This is a genomic window from Mesorhizobium sp. WSM3864 (assembly GCF_002294955.1).
Classification (GTDB): Bacteria; Pseudomonadota; Alphaproteobacteria; order Rhizobiales; family Rhizobiaceae; genus Mesorhizobium.
Window position 1 is genome coordinate 203955 of record NZ_NSGD01000006.1, and the last position, 21673, is coordinate 225627.

Consider the following 21673-nt stretch of genomic DNA (forward strand, 5'->3'; position numbering starts at 1 on the left):
TTCGCTTAGCCGCATTGTCTGGCGCCGATCGGCCTTCGAACTTGACCATGCTCAGCAGTGTTAATCCAAGCTTGTCGTTCGGCAGCTTGCGGCTAAGCTTGCAGTATTGCGAAAGACAGGGAAACAGATTTGCTTCGTCGATCGGTACGAGCCCATCTGCTTGGACTAATCGCAGCGGCCGTGTTGCCGGTCTGGCTGTTTGCTGCCTATCTGTTCGTTGCCTACGCCCTGCATGAGCAGTCTCGTATCGAGCAGGAGGCGCTTTGGATTGCTCGTCAGGTGTCGCTGGTCGTTGATGGCGAACTCGTCAATCTCAAGACCCTTCTGGAAGGGCTCTCCAAGTCGCCTGCTCTCGCCGATGATGATCTTCAGGCTTTTAGCAACGAGGCGAGCCGCCTCGTCCATGGTACGGATCAGGTAATCACGCTGCGTGATCTCGGTGGCCGCGCCTTGGCAAGCACTCAATCCGCCAAGGGCTCCGAGCCTTCGGCCGAACCGCTGACGCCCGAGGAGCGCGAGCACCTGGATCTTGCTGGCGTGCTGGTCAGCAACGTGTTCGCCGCGCCGGGATCGAACGCATACCGGATCGCGGTCACCAGACAAGTGTCGGGCTCGAAAGGCCAGTCGTTGCTGCTTTCAATGTCGGTCCCGACGGAACGCATTCGCCTTGCAATGCTGCCCGCCGTGCCAGCAGGGTGGACGGTCGCTGTCGGTGATCGTGAGGGCAACTACGTTGCAAGGTCCAAGTTGCATGGCCAGGTGACCGGCAAGCCCGGTTTGCCGGAATATTTAGCAAAGGTCGTCGGCCGCTCCGGTACGTTCCGATCTCGCAATTTCGAAGGCACCACGCTGCTGGCCGGGTACTACCGATCGCCCTATTCGGACTGGTTCTACACCGCCAATGTTCCGCTCTCCGATGTTCAAGCACCTCTCTGGTGGTCTCTCGCACAGATTGGTGCAACAGGCCTAACAGCGCTGCTTTTTTCGCTCACTCTGGGCTACGTGGTCGGTAAAACCTTCACCAAGGCCACAGTCGACCTCGCCGCGCGCGCCGATGCGCTCGGCAAAGGGAGCGAGGTCAAACCTATGTCGACGTCTGTCGCCGAGTTCGACACGATTGCCCAAGCCATGATCAAAGCCGGCCGTGCAATCGCGGAACGCACGCGCGAGTTGGAAACCGTTCTGGATACGGCGCCGGTGGCGGTCTGGTTCACCTATGATCCGCAAGCGCGACAGGTGATCCGCAACCGGTTCGCGGCGGAACTGATGGGACTATCGACGGAGTCCCGGAGATCCTTTGGGACGCCCGACTTGGTGATCGAAACGCTGGCGTACAAAGACGGCCAGACCATCAGCCGGGAAGACCGTCCGCTGAGCAGAGCCATGCGCGGCGAGGAAACGGACAGTGAGGAATTCGCCTATACGCTGCCATCCGGGGTGCAACGTTACCTGCTTTCCAGCGCGCGGCCCGTCCGCGATGCGGCAGGCTCGGTAATAGGCGCTGTCCAGATCAGCCTCGACATCTCCGAGCGCAAACGGAGTGAGGAGCAGCGCCAACTGTTGATCAATGAACTAAATCACCGGGTCAAGAACACGCTGGCCGTAGTTCAGGCAATCGCGAGCCAGACCATGCGCAGCGCAACCAGCCTCGCGCTCGCAAAGGAGGCGCTTTCGGCCCGGCTGGTTTCGCTGGCACAAGCGCATGATATTCTCACCCGGGAGAATTGGAGCGGTGCCGATCTCAGCACGCTCATTGCCGCCTCGATCGACCCGCATGCCTCTCTCGATCGGTTCGATCTCACAGGCGAGCCGGTTTGGTTGCCCTCGAACGTGGCGCTTTCCTTCGCGCTGGCCATTCATGAACTTACCACCAACGCCATCAAATATGGGGCGCTCTCCAATCCTACCGGATCGGTCTCGATCTCGTGGCGGTTGGAATACGTCGATGGGGGCCGAATTCTGGTCCTGGAATGGTGCGAGGAAGGCGGCCCGCCGGTCGTGCCTGGCAAACACGGCTTTGGTACGCAACTCCTGCAGCGAGTGTTCGACAGCGAAAGAACGGGCGGGGTTGAGCTGGTCTACGATCGCTCCGGGCTGCGTTGCATTTTTAAGGTGGGATTGGACCGCAGCAAGTAGCGTAAGTGCCGACGCAAACACCAGACGGCGACGAGACCCGCGACGTCTTTCAGCACTACCACCTAGGAAGAATGGAGAGTTTGGCCCGGGAATTTAGGGGGTGCCTGTTCCGACAACTTCCAAACGTCTAATATGCCCAAATGCAGCGGTGTCGCATCGCCTTCGGTCCGTTCGTGCTCGATCCTGACATGGGGACGCTTTTTAAAGACCAGATCCCGATCACTGTTGGGCATCGTGGGCTGACGCTGCTTGCTGCGCTTACCGCACGGCCCGGTGAGATCCTGACGAAGGCCGAGCTGATGGACGCTGCCTGGCCGGGCACCGCCGTTGAGGAAGGCAACCTTACCGTCCAAATCGCGACGCTGAGAAAGGCACTCGGTCCGGCTGATAACGGCGGTGAGTGGATCGCCACAGTGCCTCGCCTCGGCTACCGCTTCACGGGGACTGTCGAGCCGGTGGCGAGCGCGTCCTACGGAGCGATCCCACCGCCCGGCAAGCCGTCGATCGCGGTGCTGCCCTTTGTCAACTCGGGCGGCGATCCGGACCAGCAGTATCTCAGCGACGGCATAACCGAGGACATAATTACGGAGCTGGCCAGGTTCCGCTCCCTGCTCGTCATCGCACGCAATTCATCGTTTCAGTTCCGTCACCCCGCATTGGACACTGCCGAAGCCCACCGCAAGCTCGGAGTTCGCTACCTCGTCGCAGGCAGCATACGAAAGCTCGGTGATCGCATTCGGATCACCACACAATTGATTGATGCTGCCACCGGCACCCACCTGTGGGCCCAACGGTACGACCGGGCCCTCGACGACATCTTCGCATTGCAAGACGAGGTTGCGGCTCTTATCGCCTCGATGGTCGAAGGCCAAACGGAGGCCGATTCGGCGAGCCGCAGCATACGCAAGCGTCCGACCGATTGGGACGCATACGACTACTACCTGCAGGGGCGCGCGCACTTCTACCGATATGAACTGGACAAGTCCGAGCCCCTCTTCGCGCGGTGTGTCGAGCTCGATTCGGCATTCGCTCAAGGTCACGCCTTCCTGGCGCAGGCCCTCGTCGGCAGATTTTGGTACGACAACGATCTGCGGACGCTACAGAAGGCTTGGGACGCCGCTCGAACGGCGCTCGCTCTCGACAGGAGCGATGGCGTCTGTCACCAGAGCATGGGGCTGGTGCTTACGCACATGCGCCAACACAGCGATGCGGGAGTGCATTTCGAGCGAGCGCGCTCGTTGAACCCGCTGGACGTGAACATAGCGGGGGATTACGCAAGCTGGCTCAACTACGGCGGGCGGGCCGAGACGGCGCTCAACGTGCTCGAAACAGCGCTCCTGCGCGACCCGGTGCCACCGATGTGGTTCTGGGAGGTGAAGGGTAGCTCCCTGTTCCTGCTTGGAAGGTACTCGGAAGCCGTCGCTTCGTATCAGAAGGCTGGCGACCAATTCTTCGTCCATGCTTTCCTCGCAGCGTCTTACGCACATTTGGGCGAGACGGAGAAGGCGCGCGCCGAAGTCGAGGAGGCACTGACCAGGAAACACGACCTGACTCTCCGGCTGATTTCAAATCTCCCGTTCGCCGACCATGTCGCCCTCGGGCTTTTCACATCAGGCTTCAGAAAGGCCGGTTTTCCCGCCTGAACGCACCCCAGGGAAGGCTACGTTCACACTCGGAGGGGTGGATGCTTTCCCATCTCTCAAATTTGAATGCGGGTGCATCTCGTGCGGCCCACAATAATGCATGCCGAACTATCTGTTCGAAGTCTTCCGAAATGGGCAAAGCCTCGGCGATGCTTGGGTCGACCTCGGCAATCTCACCGACCTGCGACGAGAAGCGCTGAAGGCGCTTCACGATATCGCTGCAGACGAAATCGCCTCAAGCGACTTGGATGAGACTGTGACCGTTGCCGTTCATGACGAAGCCGGCAGGCCGGTATATTCTGCAAGTCTCACCGTCTCGCAGCCTTTGCCCGCCTTCAACGGCTAGGAGTCGTCCGCTCATCCTCCAGCGGCAGGAACGCGCCCGGTCGCAGCGAAGCCGGAACTGGTAGTTTGATGAGTGTGGGGGAAAGACGGTAGCGGAAGAGAGCCTTTCCTGCTGCTGATCCTGATCATCGCCGCTTGCGGCCCTGCATACACAAGCGGCGTTTCTCTTCAGCATATTGGCTTGGAAGACCGGCCACCCGAGTTGAGCCTGAAGCCGCACATTATTCACCGTGGTGATGAGTGTTTCTGCGTTTTCCAAATTGGACGCGTACAACCTTTTTGGGCGATGTTCGTTCAGAACGCCTCTGCTCTCAACGCCACCAGCGAAGCAGGGCTGCGTGCCTGGCGACCGATGGAGCAGACATCGATGCCTGTCGGGACCGCGCGATCGGGCCCACGCTGCAGCGGACCTCGATTGCGGGCTGGAGGCAGAAGGCACTGCTTGCCCAGGGAAGTTGAATAGGGAGTTGGTCGGCTCCCCTAAGAGTTGCCTTTCGACCAAGGAGTGATCGATGAAGTCGGCTTTCCGGTACCTGATGTTCGCCGCGGCCTTGCTGTCGCCAGCGGGAATGAATGCAGTCCAGGCAGCGGACGCTCAAATGCCACTCGTTGTTGCGAGGCCCCGGGAACCCTCCATCACCACGAGCACGTCCGAGACGTCCCGGGTCAACGGCCAGAGCGGTACGGTGCTCCATGTGAATGCGACGAAGCCTGGATTGCATGCCGTGTTGCTGCGGCTTGAGCCGCACAAACACGTCATGCCGCTGTCGCACCTCGATTCCCGCTTCGCGACGATCCTGTCTGGAACCTTCTACGTTGCGTTTGACGACACATACGACGCAACCAAGCTCAAGGCCCTTCCGCCTGGTGGCATCTACGCTGAGCCGGCCTAGGCAGCCGTTCGGTTGCCGAATGGTGTGAGTAAGAAAATCGGAAGGGTTGAGGCGACCTACACGCGTCATTGGTTCGCCTCAGGCATTGTTTCATGATTGCACTCGTCCGCATTGCCCTCAGCCGGCCCTACACGTTCATCGTGTTGGCGCTGCTGATCCTGATCATCGGCCCGCTCGTGGCCTTGCGCACCCCCACGGACATCTTTCCGGATATCCGTATCCCGGTGATCAGCGTGATCTGGCAATATACGGGCCTGCCGCCCGATCAGATGTCGGGCCGCATGACGACGCCGTTCCAACGTTCGCTGACCACCACCGTCAACGACATCCAGCATATCGAATCCACCTCTTATAACGGCTTCGGCATCATCAAGGTGTTCTTCCAGCCGAATGTCGACATCCGCACAGCCAATGCGCAGGTCACCGCAGTGGCACAGACCGTGCTAAAGCAGATGCCGGCCGGTGCAACGCCGCCCCTGATCCTCAACTACAACGCTTCCACCGTACCGATCCTGCAGATTGCCCTTTCGGGGCAGGGCCTGACCGAGCAGGCGCTGGCTGATCTTGGTCTCCAGACCATCCGCACACCGCTTACGACGGTGCCGGGCGCCGCCATTCCCTATCCGTTCGGCGGCAAGACCCGCCAGGTGCAGATCGACCTTAACCCTTACGCACTGCAGGCGCGGGGTCTGTCGGGGCAGGACGTCGCCAATGCGCTGGCCGCGCAGAACCTGATCACACCGGTCGGCACCGAAAAGATCGGTCGCTACGAATATGCGGTGCAGCTCAACGATGCTCCATCTTCGCTGACTGACCTCGCTGACCTGCCGATCAAGTCAGCGAACGGGACGCTTGTCTATGTGAAGGACGTGGCGACGGTGCGTGACGGCAATCCACCCCAAACCAACATCGTCCATGTCAACGGCACCCGCTCGGTCCTGCTTCAGATTCTCAAGAATGGCTCGGTCTCGACGCTCGCGATCATCCAGGGCATCAAGGATCAACTCGCCTTGATGCGAGCGAGCTTGCCCGACAATCTTCAGGTGTCGCTGCTCGGCGACCAGTCGCTCTTCGTCCGCGGCGCCATCACCGGCGTGGCGCGCGAAGGCGCAATTGCGGCCGCTCTCACCAGCATGATGATCCTGCTGTTCCTCGGCAGCTGGCGCTCCACTATCATTATTGCCGCGTCGATCCCGCTCGCGATCCTCGGTTCGGTGATCGCTTTGTCGATGATCGGCGAGACGCTCAACATAATGACGCTTGGCGGCCTGGCGCTCGCCGTCGGTATCCTTGTCGACGATGCGACGGTGACCATCGAGAATATCAACTGGCATCTCGAACACGGCAAGGAGGTTCGGACGGCGATCCTTGACGGTGCCCGGCAAATCGTGACGCCGGCCTTCGTCTCAATGCTGTGCATCTGCATTGTCTTCGTGCCGATGTTCCTCCTCGACGGCATTGCTCGTTTCCTCTTCGTGCCGATGGCCGAGGCAGTGATGTTCGCGATGATCTCGTCCTTCATCCTCTCGCGCACCTTCGTCCCGACGCTGTGCAACTACCTGCTCAAACCGCATGTCGATCATGGGGTGCATGGCAAGCCGCGCAGCTACAACCCGCTGGTGCTGTTCCAGCGTGGCTTCGAGGCGACGTTCGAACGCATCCGTGTCGTTTATCACGGCCTGCTGGAACTGGTGCTCGGCCATCGCGTGGTGTTCGTTGCCGGGTTCTTGGCCTGCGTCATGGGGTCCTTCCTGCTGATGCCCTATCTGGGACGGAATTTCTTCCCCGCTGTCGACACCGGGCAAATCCTGATGCATGTGCGCCTTGGCATCGGCACCCGCGTCGAGGAGAGCGCTAACCAGTTCGCCGACATCCAAAAGGCAATCCGCCAGCTGATTCCGCCCGACCAGCTCGACACGTTGGTCGACAATATCGGCGTCCCGGTCTCGGGCATCAATCTGGCCTACAACAACACAGGCGTGATCGGTTCCCTGGATGGCGACATCCAGGTCAAGCTGTCGCGAGACCACCGACCGACCGATGAATACGTCCGCAAGATGCGCGAGGAGCTGCCGCGCCGGTTCCCGGGCGTGACCTTCGCCTTCCTGCCGGCCGACATTATCAGCCAGATCCTGAATTTCGGTGCACCAGCACCTGTCGATATCCAGGTGCGCGGCAACAATCTGCCGGCGAACTTCAAATATGCCGGTCTCGTGCTGGACCGCCTGCGGCACATTCCCGGCGTTGCCGATGCTCGCATCCAGGAATCGCAGGCCAATCCGACACTGAACGTCGATGTTGACCGCGCCCAGGCCGAATATATCGGCCTTACCGAGAAGGACGTCACCAACAGCCTCGTCGTCGACCTTGCCGGTTCGAGCCAGGTGTCGCCGACCTACTGGCTCGACCCAAAGAGCGGCGTGTCCTATCCGATCGTGATGCAGACGCCGCAATATCAGGTGGATACGCTGGGCGCCCTGCAGACGACGCCGATCACGGCGGCCGGCATCGGGACGCTGCCCATCCTCGGCGGCGTCGCCAGTGTGAAGCGCTCGGTCAGCAACGCAGTCGTCTCGCAATACAACATCGTGCCGATGGTGCAGATCTACGCCACCACGCAGGGCCGCGACCTCGGCGCCGTCGCCACCGATATCAAGAAGATCCTTGCTGACACCGCCGCCGATTTGCCGAAGGGCAGCTCCGTTTCCTTGCTCGGTCAGGTGCAGACCATGAACAGCGCCTTCGCCGGCCTGCTATTCGGCCTGCTCGGCGCCATCGTGCTGATCTATCTGCTCATCGTCGTGAACTTCCAGTCCTGGTCGGACCCCTTCGTCATCGTCTCGGCGCTGCCGGCCGGCCTTGCCGGCATCGTCTGGATGCTGTTCGTCACGCAGACGCCGATGTCGGTGCCTGCCCTCACGGGTGCGATCATGTGCATGGGCGTGGCGACCGCCAACTCCGTGCTCGTGATCAGCTTTGCCCGCGAACGCCTGGCGGAACTGGGCGACCCGATTGCCGCCGCCCTCGAAGCCGGCTTCGTCCGCTTCCGGCCAGTCTGCATGACCGCACTCGCCATGATCATCGGCATGGCGCCGATGGCTCTCGGCCTCGGTGAGGGCGGCGAGCAGAACGCCCCGCTCGGGCGCGCCGTGGTCGGCGGCCTGATCTTCGCAACCATGGCAACGCTGCTCTTCGTGCCCGTTGTCTTCAGCCTCGTTCACAAGCGTGAGGCCAAGCCGGCTGCAGCGCCTTCGGAGACCTTGCATCATGCTTGAGCACGCTACCGAGCAGAAGCTCGACACGAGCCCCGAAATCGCTCCCATGCCGGGGCACGACGCCAACAACGGGCATGAAACCTCGAAGATAGCTGACACCAAGTCGCTCGACGGGGCTGGGGCAACCGAGGTGACGTCCTCGCAACGCAAGCCTGGCCGCTCACCGGTGGGGCTCGGCATCTTCGGCGTCGTCGCCATCGCCGGTGCCGCGACCCTGGTCTACACCGGCGTCAGTGCTCGCCAAAGGAGCGCGGTCGAGCTGCGGCAATGGACGGAGGCGCAGGCGATACCAAGCGTTGCCCTGGTGACGCTCAACGCCAAGCCTGGCGTCGTCAGCCTAAATCTGCCCGGACGGCTGCAGGCCAACGACAGCGCACCAATCTATGCCCGCGTCAGCGGTTATGTGAAGGATTGGAAGGTTGATATCGGCGCGAGCGTCAAGGCGGGGCAGACCCTGGCCGAGATCGAGGCCCCCGATCAGGACCAGCAATTGCTGCAGGCCAAGGCCGACCTCGCCAACGCTAAATCGGCCGAGGTCCTGGCCGACATCACCCTCAAGCGCGAGCGTCCGCTGCTCGAATCCCGGACCGTCGCGCAGCAGGAAATCGACCAGCGCGTGGCAGATCTAGCCAGCAAGCAGGCCGCGGTGAATTCCGGCGAGGCCAATGTCGAGCGCCTTGAGGTGCTGTCCGCCTACAAGACCGTCGCCGCGCCGTTCGACGGCCTCATCACTGCGCGCAACACCGATGTCGGTTCGCTTATATCGGCCGGATCGAGCGCCGGGCAGGCGATGTTCGTGGTCTCGGACGTACATACGCTGCGCGTCTATATCAACGTGCCGCAGAACTACGCACCGGATGTGAAGTTGGGTTCGCAGGCCACCGTCTCGGTGCCCGAATATCCGGGCCGAAGCTTCCCGGCTACCGTCGTCGCCTCGGCTCGGGCGGTCGACATCACGTCCGGCACGACGCAGATGCAGCTTTCCGTCGACAACGCCAAGGGAGAGCTGATGCCCGGAGCCTATGCCAATGTGAAGGTGGATCTCTCCGGGGTGGCCGGCACATTCCGCATTCCCGTCAGCGCGCTCATCTTCGACGAGAGAGGCCTGCGCGTCGCCACCGTCGCGCCAGACAATCGCGTCGCCTTCAAGACGGTGACGATCGCCCGCGACCTGGGCAACGAGATCGAACTGGCCTCGGGCGTCGCTGCCGACGACCATGTCATCGCCACTCCGCCTGACGGTCTGGCGGAGGGCGACGAAGTCCATATCGTCAAGCTGTCACAGGCCAAGGAAGCCACACCCAAGGTCCCCTAGGCGAAGTGGCGAAAGACTATTCCCGAACCCGGCTGGCCGGGGGACTGGACGCCTACATGCGACCAGGTCGGGGCGGTCCTGCCGATTGCCGCCGCTAACGAGCCTTGATCGCGATCAGAGAGATCGAGACTGTCATCGCGATCACGACAAGCGTCCAAACCACCGCATTTGGCGTCAGGCGCCAACGGTGGCGTTCGGTCATCCGCTTGCGCCACAAGTCGGCGTGGTTCGCGCCTTCGTATTTTCCCGAAGGGCCAGGGCCGGGAGGTTTCTTGTGCTTGGCTCTAGCAGCCATGCCTAGCCGGCGACCGCAAGCACCAGGGCGATGCCCACGCCAATTGCGAGCCCAGTGGCGAGACTTTCTGCCATCCGCATGGCAAAGGCGCCGTAGCGCGTCCGCAGACTGGTTTGCGGGGCTGTCAGGATGCGAGCAAGATCATCGAGCGCGTCTTCCATGCCAAGATTCTAGATCGAAACGGATTCGCTGTGAATCCCCATCCTCTGGTGCGAAGACACCAGTTCTTAGCGAAGCGTCATCGGAATCCGATAACCCGCCGCTCGGTGTGCCCCCACACCCAGCGGCGGGCTAAGGTGACCGGCGCCTTTTCTCGTGGGGGAGAATTGCCTGAGAGCCCGGCGCCGGCCTAGCGACTAGTGGTCCGCCGCATATGCAAGATAGCTAATTTCTACCTCAAAAGGACATGGTGTGATCGCGTAACCTCTTTGGCAATCGCCCTGGCGATCAGGAATAAACCTCACCGGTGCGGCGGCCCCAATTTGCGAGGATCGCCATGGCAATGAAATTTCCCTTCACGGAAGTCACGCTCGGCAAAAAAGCTGGACGCCGGGACGGGCCTTTCTGTCTATTGCCTCACTTGCCGGCGGTCGGCGGTGCTGGACGTTGCCGCACTGGTGAAACGGCTCGGGCCAGACCATAAATGCCTGCTTTACGTACCAGTTGGTGGGATCGCCTACAGTTGTTCGATGGCGCAAGAGTGATCGCGTAGGCGTTGAATTCGAGGGCACCGAGCCAAAGCCGAAGTTCCATTACGGTTGAATGCCGGCTCCGGCCTTCCTGTCTCTAGTGGCAGAAATGTCACGCAATCTGAATATGCAGCGCTTCAACTAGGGCGCGCTTATGATCCGTCTTACCGAGGCGTACCGTCTTGGCTGCGAGGGATGCGGGGACCACTGGAGCGCTCGCTGCGGCAACGCAGCGGGCGCTTCGCATGGGAGCGATGGCGATTTGCACCAGAGCAGGGTTAGCATCCGGCTTTCCGGGCCTTCTGTCAGCCCACTCTCCGGCTGGACCGCCAGCGCGCGGTCTCGATGTCGTCGCGGGAAATCCCCATGTCGCTGAGCATGTCGTCCGGTGAGTCGCTCAGATCGTCAGTTGCCTTCAATAGCGCCCTCTGATCGGCTCGGCGACCAAACCAATCGACAACGGGACCAGCTACGACAAGAGGAAGGTTCATAAGCATAGGAAGGTTCATAAGCATCAGGGCACTCCCTTCACCGCTGCACAAGCTAGGCCGATGCGCCACGAGCGTATGTGACAAGACTCACAGACCCGTTAGTGCCTGCTAATTCAAGAACGTGCCGAGAACATCACGGCCATTCCGTGTTCCATGGAGTGAGCGGGAATGTTTTGCAATGCACGGAAAAACAAGGACTTAGGTGAGAGCGTGCTGCAAATGAGATGTAACACGGTCCGGAGACCATGTTTTCATTAAGGCATAGTTCTGCTTGGATATTTCGTTGGCTGGGGAACCTGGATTCGAACCAGGACTAACGGAGTCAGAGACAGATCGAACTCTTGTTCTTAAAGAGGAATTCGGTCGTATGTCGCAACCGTGTTGCAATGGGTTGAGTATCTGAACGGCAACTTTTCGCCTCAAAGCAGTCATCGACTAGCTTGTTGCTATTCCGCTAAAGCTGCTATTCGCGGTGCATATCCGCATATCACGCGATGGCGCTTGGACGTGCGGGTTCGGGTTCTGAGCTTAGACCTTAGGCTCTTTACAAGAGCGGGCATACGATCGCGGCTGGAATGGATATACGAGCGATTCTCAATCGAAAACTTGGTGAGCTGCCCGAGGGTGCGCATACGAATGGCCTGCGAGCGGTCAAGAGGCATGTCGACGCAGCCGTGAAGCACCTTGAACGCGGCCAGAGCGAGCCTGACGAGACGCTTTACAACGACGCAATCTATCGCTGCAACCAAGCCTTTGAGGGCAGCATCAAGGAGGCTTATCGCGTCCTGGCGGGCCGCGACCCAGAAGGCAAAAGCATCCATGAGATTGAGCAGTTTCTCAGCCAGGGAAACCACCTGCGGCGAAAGGTGCTCGACCAGTTTACGCGGTACCGGCAGGAATGGCGTAATCCTTCCACGCATGACTACACGCTCGACTTCGACGAAGACGAAGCGCTTCTCGCAACCGTCTCGGTCACAGCCTTCGCGATCGTGCTATGTGACCAGATCGCAGGACAGCTAGCTTACCTATTAGCAGCAGCAGCCGAGCCCGAACAGACTTCGCCGGAAGACCGCCGAGGTCCGCTATTGGAACTCGTGACGCAGCGAGCCCTGTCCTTCGTCCAAAACCATGAAGAGGCACCAGTTGTCGCGAGGGACGACGACCGCGCCCGTTTCCAGCATGCTTACGAGTTCGAGGGAGCGTTGCGCGGATTCCTGTCCGCTGAGTTAGCAGCTGATGGTGAAATCGAGGTCGACGCCGGCACTACGTTTGCCACAGGTGCCGCTGTCATGCCGTCTGAGGCTGACATTGTGGTCACGAGAGGTGGCGAGCGTGTCGTTCTCGAACTCAAGCGCTCGCAAGGCAGAAACGTTGGAAACGCCACTGACGCCGCGCTTGCGAAGGTCCTTCGACTGATGCAACATCCGCACGTCAGCGGAGCGGTGATTGTTATCTACAATGGCAGTGGCGTGGAATATGGGGCCACACCCGCTAACTCGCCCCTGGATGAGCAGGTTCGCATCATAGCTCCAAAGCGCTCGCGGCCCGGGAGCTAGAACGCGAGCTCCATGTCCGAACGGGAGGCCCTTAACTGGATGGACCACAGGTTCACGTGGAGTACCCGCATAAGGGCATGGCCTTCGCCGTGGGCAATATGGCCGCCTATATCAAAGTGTGGCAGCTGCTTGGAGTCCTGCGACTGAATGAATCCAAGCAAGCCAGCCTGCTGTAAGGGAAGGATTTGATGTTTAGGCTTGTCGGGCGACGCGTGCGTGTGGCTCGATGTTGTCGTCGCATGGGAGCCGTCGGCATTGGGTCCCGCGTCAATCTCCACCGCCAGGATATGATCAGGACGTCTGTGCTCCCCCATTCCGGCCTAACAGGCTGATGAAAAACTGTTTTATTCACGGAACATACCGGAATCAGACAGGGCACAAACCCGATTCAACCAGGTATCTGCGGGGCTTTTTTTTATCAACCTGCTAAGGCAGCCTGCAGGCTTTTCCCATCTCCGGGCCGTCCCAACCCGCCTTGATGGCTGCCACGCGTTCCTGCCGTCCCGGATGGGTCGGCGAAGGCCGTCCGTCCAAAACGGGTACAGCAGCCAAGGCAGCGTCCAACGATATGCCCATCAGCTTCATGGCTGCTCCGGCGAAGGCGTCGGCCACGAGTTCTTTATGAGAGTCGATGGGTGTGCCGAGATGATGGCAGTAATGATGCCCCAACTCATGTGCGATGATCATTTCCGCGCCATCGCTCCCGACGATTGCGGACAGCTTGCGGTCATACACAATGACCCTGTTGCCATCGACGACCGTGGCCAATGCATTTCCCCCTAAGTCGGCGTTCATTGGGTAGATTTGGCATTCGTTCTCGACAGAGAAACCCGTAGCATCGCAGATGTCGAAGAACATATACATATAGTCCTCGAACGCCGGGTATGCCGATACGATGTGTTTTCCGACAGGAAAGTGAACGGTCGGCACTTCGTCGAAGTCGATGTTCATCCCGTTTTGTGCCAGCGCGTAGCATGGCAACAATGTGCCGAGCAGAAGAAGAGCACCTAACCTCATCACGATCCCCGAAAACCTGCTCCCGTTTTCCGTCTTTCGCCATCGAGAGGCAAGGCAGAAATCGGCCGCTTTCCGAATCCGCCGATTTTCGATTTTGGCAAAACCGTAGATGCCTAAACGCGTCTCGCCTGCCGTTCCAACGCAGCTCCCAGATCCTTGCCCTGAACGTAAGATTCGGTCCTGGTGTGGAGCTCGAACGATCCATCGCGGGCATAGAGCTGCTTAGTGGCATTCTTCGCGATACTCGTGTTCATCCCGGCGACTTGGCCGCGTTGATGAACCCTCGATGCCGGTTGCTTGTTGAACAAGCCGATCAGCGCGAGCTCTGGCGTAATCGGAAACGTGACAATCGTGTCCGCTACGCCGAATCCCGGCGAATATGGGCGCCGGTCATTTCCGTCAGACCACGCCAATACGACCGGATCGTCGCAGGTCGCGTAGGTGGTTCCTGGCGCGGCCGAGACGAATGACCAGGTTCTCCGACCCAGTTGTTCAACAACCGTCGGGACCGCCTCGAGCTCCAATCCGATCAGGTAAGTCTGATCGATCGCAACCCTATATTTGCCTCGATCGATGAAGGCCTTCATGTCCTCGTAGCTGACATCGTCGCGGATTGGGACGCCGTTCGCTCGCGCCTCCTTCACCGAATCGGTGTAGCGGTCCCGATCGTGCATCATCGTTTTCATCATGCCGCTGGCGACTTTCAGATGAAAGTCCTCGGTCATTGACCTGAAGCGTGGATTGCGCACGGCCATGTTCCCCATCAGAAGCATGACTGAAGAAAAATGCGCCTCCGATGGGAAGCTGTTTGCCTCTATTACCTCGGCGAGATGCGCTGCGATTTCACCCTCGATCTCGGCCATCCCATCCTCGACGTGGTTGGGGTCATAGCCCTCGACATCAATCCGGAAGAAGTGTCGCCTACTGCCGACGTTCCGGACCAGGGTCTCGAACGATTTCCTCGTTGATTGATCGAAACAGAAGACCTTTGCCTTCCGGCGGTCGCCGGCGGGACTGAAGTTCCTAAGATAGAACTGCGGAATGAAGTGGTGATTCGCTTTCTCTGCCATTATTGCCTGCAATGTTAACAGACGCGCGGCGGTCTGATTTCGTCGACGAAAGCCATGCCGCGCCTAGCTCCAGTTTGACTGATCCTAAGAAAGCAGTCGGGCCTCGATCTCAGCCACGGCCGTCTGATCGGCTGCTTCATCTTCAAAAAGATGGCCATATGTGTCGAACGTCACGGTGATGGAGCTGTGCCCCATGATCGTCTGAACACGCTTTGGCGAAAGCTTCTGTTCGATGAAGAGGCTTGCAGCCGCATGGCGCAACGCATGAAAGTTGTACTTCGCGACTTTGAGTTGATTGCCATCTGCGTCACGTCTCGCGGGATGCAAACGAAAAAGGCCAGCGCCGACCAGAAGTGGTGTCCACACGCGAGCAAGGATGTTGTGATGATCGAGCGGTGTTCCTTCATCAGAGGGAAAGACCAATCCGTCGGGGCCGTTCGGCACTGAGAGCCGCTGCTGCTTCAAGGCGTTGATCGCCAATGGCGCCAATGGAACGTCGCGCTCGCCCGCAGAGGTTTTAGGGAGACCGAAGTCGCCCCATGCGTCCACTCGGCCCTTCACTGTCAGCACGCCGCGCTTAAGGTCCACCGCGTTCCAACGAAGCCCACGCAGTTCAGAGGCGCGGAGGCCGCTGAACAATGCGGTGATAATCAGGGCGCGATGTTTGCCTTCTGCTGCCAAGAGAATGCTGCGCAACTCGGCCTTCGTCGGAATCTCTGGCCGTTTCGACTTCCGGCGATCGGCGGTTTTAACTTTGGCATCTGAGACAGGATTGGTCGCAGCCAACCCACGCCGTCTTGCCTCGACGAAAATCGCACCAAGGGAGCGCACGACGCGTTTTACCATTGCCGGAGACCGATCTTTCGCGAGCTCGTCGGCGAAGGCATGCACATGCGGAGTGTTAAACTGCGAGAGTTTCCTCGCGCCTATAAGAGGTAAGATGTGGATCTGAACGTGCTGTGCGTAGGCGGCGCGTGTAGACCGCTCCAACCCTCCCGCGTCGCATCTTTCCAACCAAAGCTTAGCTGCCTCGCGGATAGTGATCGATGCACTATCCGCAACGTGCGTCCCCAATTGCAGGTCACGCCGGACTTTAACGAGGTAGGCGTCGGCGTCCTTGCGCTTATTGAACTGCTTTGAGCGCCTAGTGCCGCTGGCATCGAAATAGTCGGCAAGCCATCGAACTTCGCCGGAGGGGAGGGTGCGTTTCCGAACTTTTGCCATGTGAACCTTTCAGAATGGACTTTCGACGTTACCTGCGGACCAATCCGGACCTTTAAGGCCTGCGGCCTTCAGCGCTTCCTGCATCGCTTTGCCGGCGGCGAGGTAATCGACCGATTTGCGGCTTTCATGGATTTGGATGAACTCGTCTATGCGAGGCCAAAGGACATCGATGTAGGGTGTGACAAACAGATCGCCGCCGCCGGACTGGTAGAAAAAGACGTGATGTTCTCGGCAGAAGGCGAGGCGTTTTTCGTCTTCGTAGCTCGGGAACAACTCGGGGTACGGTGCCATCTTCAATGCGCGCTCTCCTTCGCTCAAGCTCCAAAAGTCGCGCCATCCGCGGTGATATGAACCATCGGTGCGAGCGAAATCCGCTATCTGAACTTTGTCTGCCGCCTCGGAAATTGCTCTTTCGATTACCGTCGTGAGCAACTGGCCTTTTGCGCGCGAAATGAACTCGAGAATGAAGCGCGTCTTCGGATCAAGCCTGATTGTTAAAGTTTCCGTTTTCCCGCCGCGCGTTCGGTCTTTTAGTGAAGAGGGCGATATAGTCCATCCGCTTCCTATCGACGGTGCTGGAGAACCTGCGGAACGACAGATTGCAGAAGCAGCAAAACTCGCGGCTCAAGCAATGTGTCCGCGGTCACAGCGTCGAGATATGAGTTTTTATTCCCTTAATTTGCATGGTTAGATCGCACTCGGGAATAGCCTTGGCAAAGGCCAAGCGCACGACGATGAGTAGGATTCGAGGAAAACGTGGCTGCCGGAGAACTCGAACAGCAGACCTACGATGTTGACGCGCCAATCCGGCTTGAGCTTGCCGCTAGATCGCGTTCCCCGATGTATCAATGGGGGGTCAAGGACCTGCGAAGAGAGCGCGACGCCGGGCGTCTGACGACCGAGAAAGTCGCTAATAAAGAATATACTACCTTGTCGGCGATTGGCCGAATGAGGGAGCTATGTCGGGTTCAGCCGAAGAGATCGGTATCGCCGCCTAGCCGAGTTGATCCGCTCGGGAGTGCACAAGCCGAAGCGTCTCTCGAAATCGCGCGTGCTGCCGCCTTGGAGCTGACGCTCCAGATGTTGAGGTAGTCTGGCAGGAAGAAGCGTTAGGCTAGGCAGAGCCGCAAACGATGTCGATGACGAAGGCGGGGGAGACGCGGCAATTTGCTAAACGCCAGCCTCTGGCTGCCTTGTTGCGGCACGAGGGCATTGGATCAATTTGATTGGATGAAACACGGCGGTTCCAGCTGTTGGTCGGGAGAAGGCGTCAGGCTCTAGACTAGCCCGTCAGCTTGTCGATGATGCCCTTGTAGTCGTCTGCCAACAGGGATTCGATAAATCTCCAGGGAACATGAACCTCGTGTGAGCCGAAAACGTAAGGAAGGACGTCATAGGGAGAGAAATTAAACGTCATACCCTGCCGGTCGAAATTAAACTGGCTGAGCAGCTTCCAGACCTGCTCTTCGGTTTCCTTGTAGCCCTCGAAGAAAGTGTCCTGATCGATCTCGCCTTCAAACTCGGCAATGATCACCTTCTCGCAGTAGGTCAGCACTTTGAGTGCGCTTTCAGCGGAGTGCCCGAACAGCTGCTCGATCGTCACAGACCCCATTTCCTCGCCGAGGAAGTTGAGAGTCGTTATGTAGTGATTAGGATGCGCCGCTCCCACAAACCCAATGTAAGTGTAGAACCGAAGCGACAATTGGGTGCTGTTCCGGTAAACCTCTTCCGCGTTGATCGACCACTCGTGCTTCATACCCTCCCAGGAGGGCTTGTCTTCTTCTTGGTCGCCCATTGACAGGAAGCTGCTCCGCGCGTCGTAGAAGCCCTTCAGCGATTCAGCTGCCAGCATCGCATTCACGAAGGTCCAGTAGAGACTCTCCTCTTCGTAGCGCAGGTACTCGCCGCGGCACTCATACACTTCCGTGACGCCCTCAAATTCAACTTTCTGCAACCCTGGCAAACGCTTCTCGTCGGTGATCTGTGCCTGCGAAGGGCTCGGCACATCGCCAGACAACTGTGCGCGACGTTTCTCGACTCCTTCACCGAGACGATTCTGCCAACCGCTAACGAAGTCGAAGTATTGGAAGCGGGTGAGCTCGAGAGGCATTTTCATCGGTTCGAGCCGAATTGGAATTACATAGAGCGATCCCCCAAACGGCTGGTCTTCGACGAGCCTGAGCGTCTGCCGGATTTCTCTATTGACCACGCCGGCGCGTTTTAAGATGGCGTTCGAACAGAGATGAACAATAAGTTCCGCCTCGCGCTGACCCTTTTCGCGTTCCCGATCCCAGTCGGCTCCTGCGACGAGCGATAGCTTGTCGAACCACACTTCATCGCCACTCGACTTCAAAAAGGTGTAGACCTCCCAAGCCGTCTTTTCGTGTTCGGATGGATATCCAAGAAAGATCTTCAAGTTTTACTCCGCACCTGCGACGCCGGTATCCTTATCAAAATTTTGAGCATTTGAAGCTGATCAGTCGACTGTCCGCACAGATTCGTGCGGGTCCGCTCGGCAAGGCTGTCGGCAGGGCTCCTACCCTCACAACAGGACACTCGACAGCGACTCTCAGTGTCGCGTCGGCGACGTATGTCAAAGTATAAGAATGCGATATGTATATTCAGCAGGCCGACATTGTATTCCAGGTAGACACGATTATGGTAATTGAGATTTCCTATTTCGGGGGGAGCAGTTGCCTTATTTCTCTGATCATAGCGTTATCTTACGTCCTCTGGAAATGCCAAACACCGGACTTCGTCCAGGACAGTTGGGCGCGCTTCACTCTGTCCTTGCCCATTTTTCCGTCTATGAGGAGCCCGCTCTCCTTTCGCTACCAACAGGCTATGGGAAAACGGCTGTCCTCATGGCTTTGCCGTTCGTTCTGAGGGCGAGTCGTGTTCTAGTGATTGAACCGTCAGACGCACTTCGCAGGCAGACAGTTAGTCACTTCAAAGAGCTGTCCACTCTTCGCAAACTGGGCGCCGTTCCCCCGGAGATGGCTAACCCTGCGGTTGTAGGTCAGCAGGGACGTCCAACATCCGGTGAAGCATGGGCTGCACTTCTTGCTGCCGACGTGGTGATTTCTACGCCACAAAGTGTGTCACCTGCCATCGCTCCCGATCCTCCCGCAGACTTGTTCGATCTTATTGTTTTCGATGAAGCCCATCACGCGCCGGCGGACACGTGGGCAGCTTTTCTCGCCCATTTCCCGGCGGCCAGATTTGTTTTCCTGACCGCCACGCCTTTTCGAAGGGATCGTAAGGTCATTCCGGGTCGCACGGCCTACTGGTCCCCGGTGTCCAAGGCGTCGCGCGAAAGCGCATTTGGCAAGGTGACCTTTCATGCGGCACCGGTGCGGAACGATAGTGATGACGAGGAAGTCGACCGATCGGTTACTGAGACCGCGGTGGCGCAATTGCAGCAAGATCGAGCAGCAGGCTTCGACCATCGTATCTTTGCGCGAGCCAGTTCAATTCCAGCAGCGAAGAGGCTTGTGGCTGTGTACGAAGCCGCTGGCGCGAATGTCCGGGCGATAGCGAGCGACATTGCGAAACGAACGCAAGATCAGGTCGAACGCCAGCTGGTCGAGGGCGATCTAGATGGCGTCGTATGCGTAGACATGTTTGGTGAAGGGTACGACTTCCCCAAACTCAAGATTGCGGCGCTGCATGCACCTCACCGATCTCTAGTGCCGACGCTGCAATTCATTGGCCGGTTCGCTCGTACGAACGACGCCCGAACTGGGGGCGCCACATTGATCGCTCCCGTGAGCCGGTTGAAGGATGCTTCAATCAAGCTGTTCAAGGAAGGAGTCGACATCTCCGAGATGATCGATGAAGTCGCGCGCGAACAGATTGCCGACGCTGAGGCTGACAGAGAAGTTTTGGACCTTTTGAAGATTCGGCAGCAGGCGGATTCAGACTACGAGTCTGTGACGCCTCTGCTGCTTGAGCTTTACGCCCACACTCAGATTTTTGAGTGCCAAGCCCCGCCCGACTTTTCGTTATTCGCAGCCACAATCGGACGATCCCTGCGCGTCGCAAAGCAGTGGACTTCCGACGATGGACTTGTTGCGCTCCTACTGACTGTCGATACCTCTCCGCCCAACTGGGCAACATCGGATGTTTTGATCAACATCAGGCATGATGCATTCCTGCTCGCCTACAATGCGCCGTCGAGGCTTTGCTACATCGGTTCGACTCGGCGACAGGATCGAATTTATTTGGACATGATCCAGACGGTTTGTAGGGATCGGCACCGTCCAGTCAGTTACGAACGCACTCGGCAGGCGTTGAGAGGCCTGGAAGCGCTACGCTTCTATAACCTTGGCTTTAGAAACACTGCGCTCAACTCGCAAGCCGAGTCCTATCGCACTTTGACAGGTCCATCAGCTGAACGCGCCATTACATCAGGCGACGCTCGCTCTTACTCGCAAGGGCATTTTTTTGGCAGCGGCCGCGGCGATGGCGATGACCGCGAGACAATTGGCGCGAGCAGCAGCTCGAAAATTTGGAGCAATCGCCGACTCACGGTGGCTCAGTACCTTGAATGGATAAGCGCTATCAACAGGCGACTGAACGGAGACGGCAGCATCGAACAGTCGCAGCTGGACATCATTCAGCACGCCCGCACACTGACCCGAATACCTAGTCAGATCATTACCGCAGCTTGGCACAAGCAAGCCTACCGGCTAGCGCCAAAAATTCGAATCCGACGGCGCGAAGCCGACCCATGGAATTATGGTCAGCTAACCGACCTCGAGCTTACGTCATTTGTTGTCCAGCAAGACGGAGCCGCGATGACTTTCGATGCTGCATCGGAGAGTTTCAAGTTGACCTTGCGGTTCGGGATCGCAGGCGGCGCCCTTTTTAACCAAATCGGTGATGGGGTCGTCGAGGTTACAGCTGGCTACGACGAGTACATTCCGCTTGCACAATGGCTGACGCTCCACCCGCCCGTATTTTATGCGGCGGACAAATCATCTTTTGCAGGTGTAAACCAGATCGGTGCAGCTGCAAACGTGGCATTCAGACTTGCCGATGGTGATGCTGAAGGTGCGGCTTGGGACAACTGCGCGATCGACGTCGAGTTCGATACGACTAAAGCGGGTGGACGCCTGACCGTTCATCAAGCACTTGAGCAGCGTCTGGTGGCGATGCCCAATCTCGCAGCACTGCTATACGACCATCGATCGGGCGAGGCTGCAGACTACGTTGCGGCTATCGAGGAGCCGGACGGTACGGTTCGCGTTCAACTACATCACTGCAAGGCCGCAGGGGGCGCGCCGTCCGGTGGACGTGTTGGTGACGTATATGAGGTGGCAGGACAGATGCTCAAATCTGTTTCCTACTGCGATGCCACCATTCTGATCGCCCATGTTGAGCACCGCATTAATGCGGGCCGGCACACAACGCCATCGCGATTTGTCGTCGGTGACCTCGATACCTTTAAAGCCACGATACTTGGGGCGCCGCCCACTGGGCTGAGCTTTGAGATCTACGGCGTCCAGCCTGGTATCTCGCTCGCGGCAGTCGACGAACACCTTGCCGACTTGATGGCCTTTGGCCTTGACTACGTTCATCGCGGCGGCGCGGCTAGAGCAAAATGGATGGTCAGTCCATAGGGAGATCGTGGTTCCCGCATATCTAGCGGCACCGGATATGCTAATCATTTGGGTGTACCTTTGTCGAACCCTTTTTGGCTCGGTTCGATAAATGTCGTTT

Annotated in this window: 15 protein-coding genes and 1 pseudogene; 10 read left to right on the top strand and 6 right to left on the bottom strand. The window is 58.7% G+C overall.

Translation table 11 applies throughout. The annotated features are described in order from the left end of the window. Positions 1–180 precede the first annotated feature (180 nt). From CK215_RS15670 to CK215_RS15695, 6 genes are all read left to right on the top strand, one after another. Positions 181–2136 (top strand): HWE histidine kinase domain-containing protein, encoded by a 1956-nt coding sequence (locus tag CK215_RS15670; RefSeq protein WP_245418692.1) that lies wholly within the window; start codon positions 181–183, stop codon positions 2134–2136. 188 nt (positions 2137–2324) lie between these two features. Beyond that, a complete protein-coding gene (locus CK215_RS15675; RefSeq protein ID WP_245418693.1) occupies positions 2325–3779 on the top strand; it encodes a winged helix-turn-helix domain-containing protein in 1455 nt (484 codons plus the stop codon). Between the two features lie 100 nt (positions 3780–3879). Continuing rightward, positions 3880–4125, top strand: a complete 246-nt coding sequence (locus tag CK215_RS15680) for a hypothetical protein (RefSeq protein WP_067000612.1) — start codon at positions 3880–3882, stop codon at positions 4123–4125. 511 nt (positions 4126–4636) lie between these two features. Next, on the top strand, positions 4637–5017 hold the full coding sequence (locus tag CK215_RS15685) for a hypothetical protein (RefSeq protein ID WP_095778608.1): 381 nt from the start codon (positions 4637–4639) through the stop codon (positions 5015–5017). Positions 5018–5109: 92 nt separating this feature from the next. Then, positions 5110–8292, top strand: a complete 3183-nt coding sequence (locus CK215_RS15690) for an efflux RND transporter permease subunit (RefSeq protein WP_095831443.1) — start codon at positions 5110–5112, stop codon at positions 8290–8292. Then, a complete protein-coding gene (locus tag CK215_RS15695) occupies positions 8285–9607 on the top strand; it encodes an efflux RND transporter periplasmic adaptor subunit (protein WP_245418694.1) in 1323 nt (440 codons plus the stop codon). Before CK215_RS15690 ends, CK215_RS15695 begins: the two co-directional genes overlap by 8 nt. A gap of 297 nt (positions 9608–9904) precedes the next feature. On the opposite strand, the gene CK215_RS31305 is transcribed toward CK215_RS15695, so the two are convergent. After that, positions 9905–10063 (bottom strand): hypothetical protein, encoded by a 159-nt coding sequence (locus CK215_RS31305; protein WP_156752737.1) that lies wholly within the window; start codon positions 10061–10063, stop codon positions 9905–9907. A gap of 486 nt (positions 10064–10549) precedes the next feature. Here CK215_RS31305 and CK215_RS31790 point away from each other — a divergent pair. Both CK215_RS31790 and CK215_RS15715 read left to right on the top strand, forming a co-directional pair. Continuing rightward, positions 10550–10664: pseudogene (locus tag CK215_RS31790) on the top strand (PilZ domain-containing protein); the annotation flags it as partial. Positions 10665–11657: 993 nt separating this feature from the next. Next, complete coding sequence (locus CK215_RS15715) at positions 11658–12638, top strand: HEPN domain-containing protein (protein ID WP_095831444.1); 981 nt, start codon at positions 11658–11660, stop codon at positions 12636–12638. Positions 12639–13064: 426 nt separating this feature from the next. Here CK215_RS15715 and CK215_RS15725 read toward each other — a convergent pair whose 3' ends face one another. The 4 genes from CK215_RS15725 to CK215_RS15740 form a co-directional block, all read right to left on the bottom strand. Further along, a complete protein-coding gene (locus tag CK215_RS15725) occupies positions 13065–13589 on the bottom strand; it encodes a hypothetical protein (RefSeq protein WP_095831446.1) in 525 nt (174 codons plus the stop codon). 179 nt (positions 13590–13768) lie between these two features. Then, a complete protein-coding gene (locus tag CK215_RS15730; RefSeq protein WP_095831447.1) occupies positions 13769–14725 on the bottom strand; it encodes a DUF4238 domain-containing protein in 957 nt (318 codons plus the stop codon). Between the two features lie 84 nt (positions 14726–14809). Then, positions 14810–15949, bottom strand: coding sequence for a site-specific integrase (locus tag CK215_RS15735; RefSeq protein WP_095831448.1), 1140 nt, complete (start codon positions 15947–15949; stop codon positions 14810–14812). Positions 15950–15958: 9 nt separating this feature from the next. Beyond that, a complete protein-coding gene (locus CK215_RS15740) occupies positions 15959–16246 on the bottom strand; it encodes a hypothetical protein (protein WP_141245483.1) in 288 nt (95 codons plus the stop codon). Positions 16247–16412: 166 nt separating this feature from the next. Between CK215_RS15740 and CK215_RS30770 the strand changes: the two genes are divergently transcribed. Next, positions 16413–16640: a hypothetical protein gene (locus CK215_RS30770; RefSeq protein WP_141245484.1), complete on the top strand. Its 228-nt coding sequence runs from the start codon at positions 16413–16415 to the stop codon at positions 16638–16640. 591 nt (positions 16641–17231) lie between these two features. On the opposite strand, the gene CK215_RS15750 is transcribed toward CK215_RS30770, so the two are convergent. Then, a complete protein-coding gene (locus CK215_RS15750; RefSeq protein ID WP_095831451.1) occupies positions 17232–18365 on the bottom strand; it encodes a TIR domain-containing protein in 1134 nt (377 codons plus the stop codon). Between the two features lie 322 nt (positions 18366–18687). Here CK215_RS15750 and CK215_RS15755 point away from each other — a divergent pair, with 322 nt between their 5' ends. Continuing rightward, positions 18688–21573, top strand: coding sequence for a DEAD/DEAH box helicase family protein (locus tag CK215_RS15755; RefSeq protein WP_170950318.1), 2886 nt, complete (start codon positions 18688–18690; stop codon positions 21571–21573). The last annotated feature ends 100 nt before the right edge of the window (positions 21574–21673 follow it).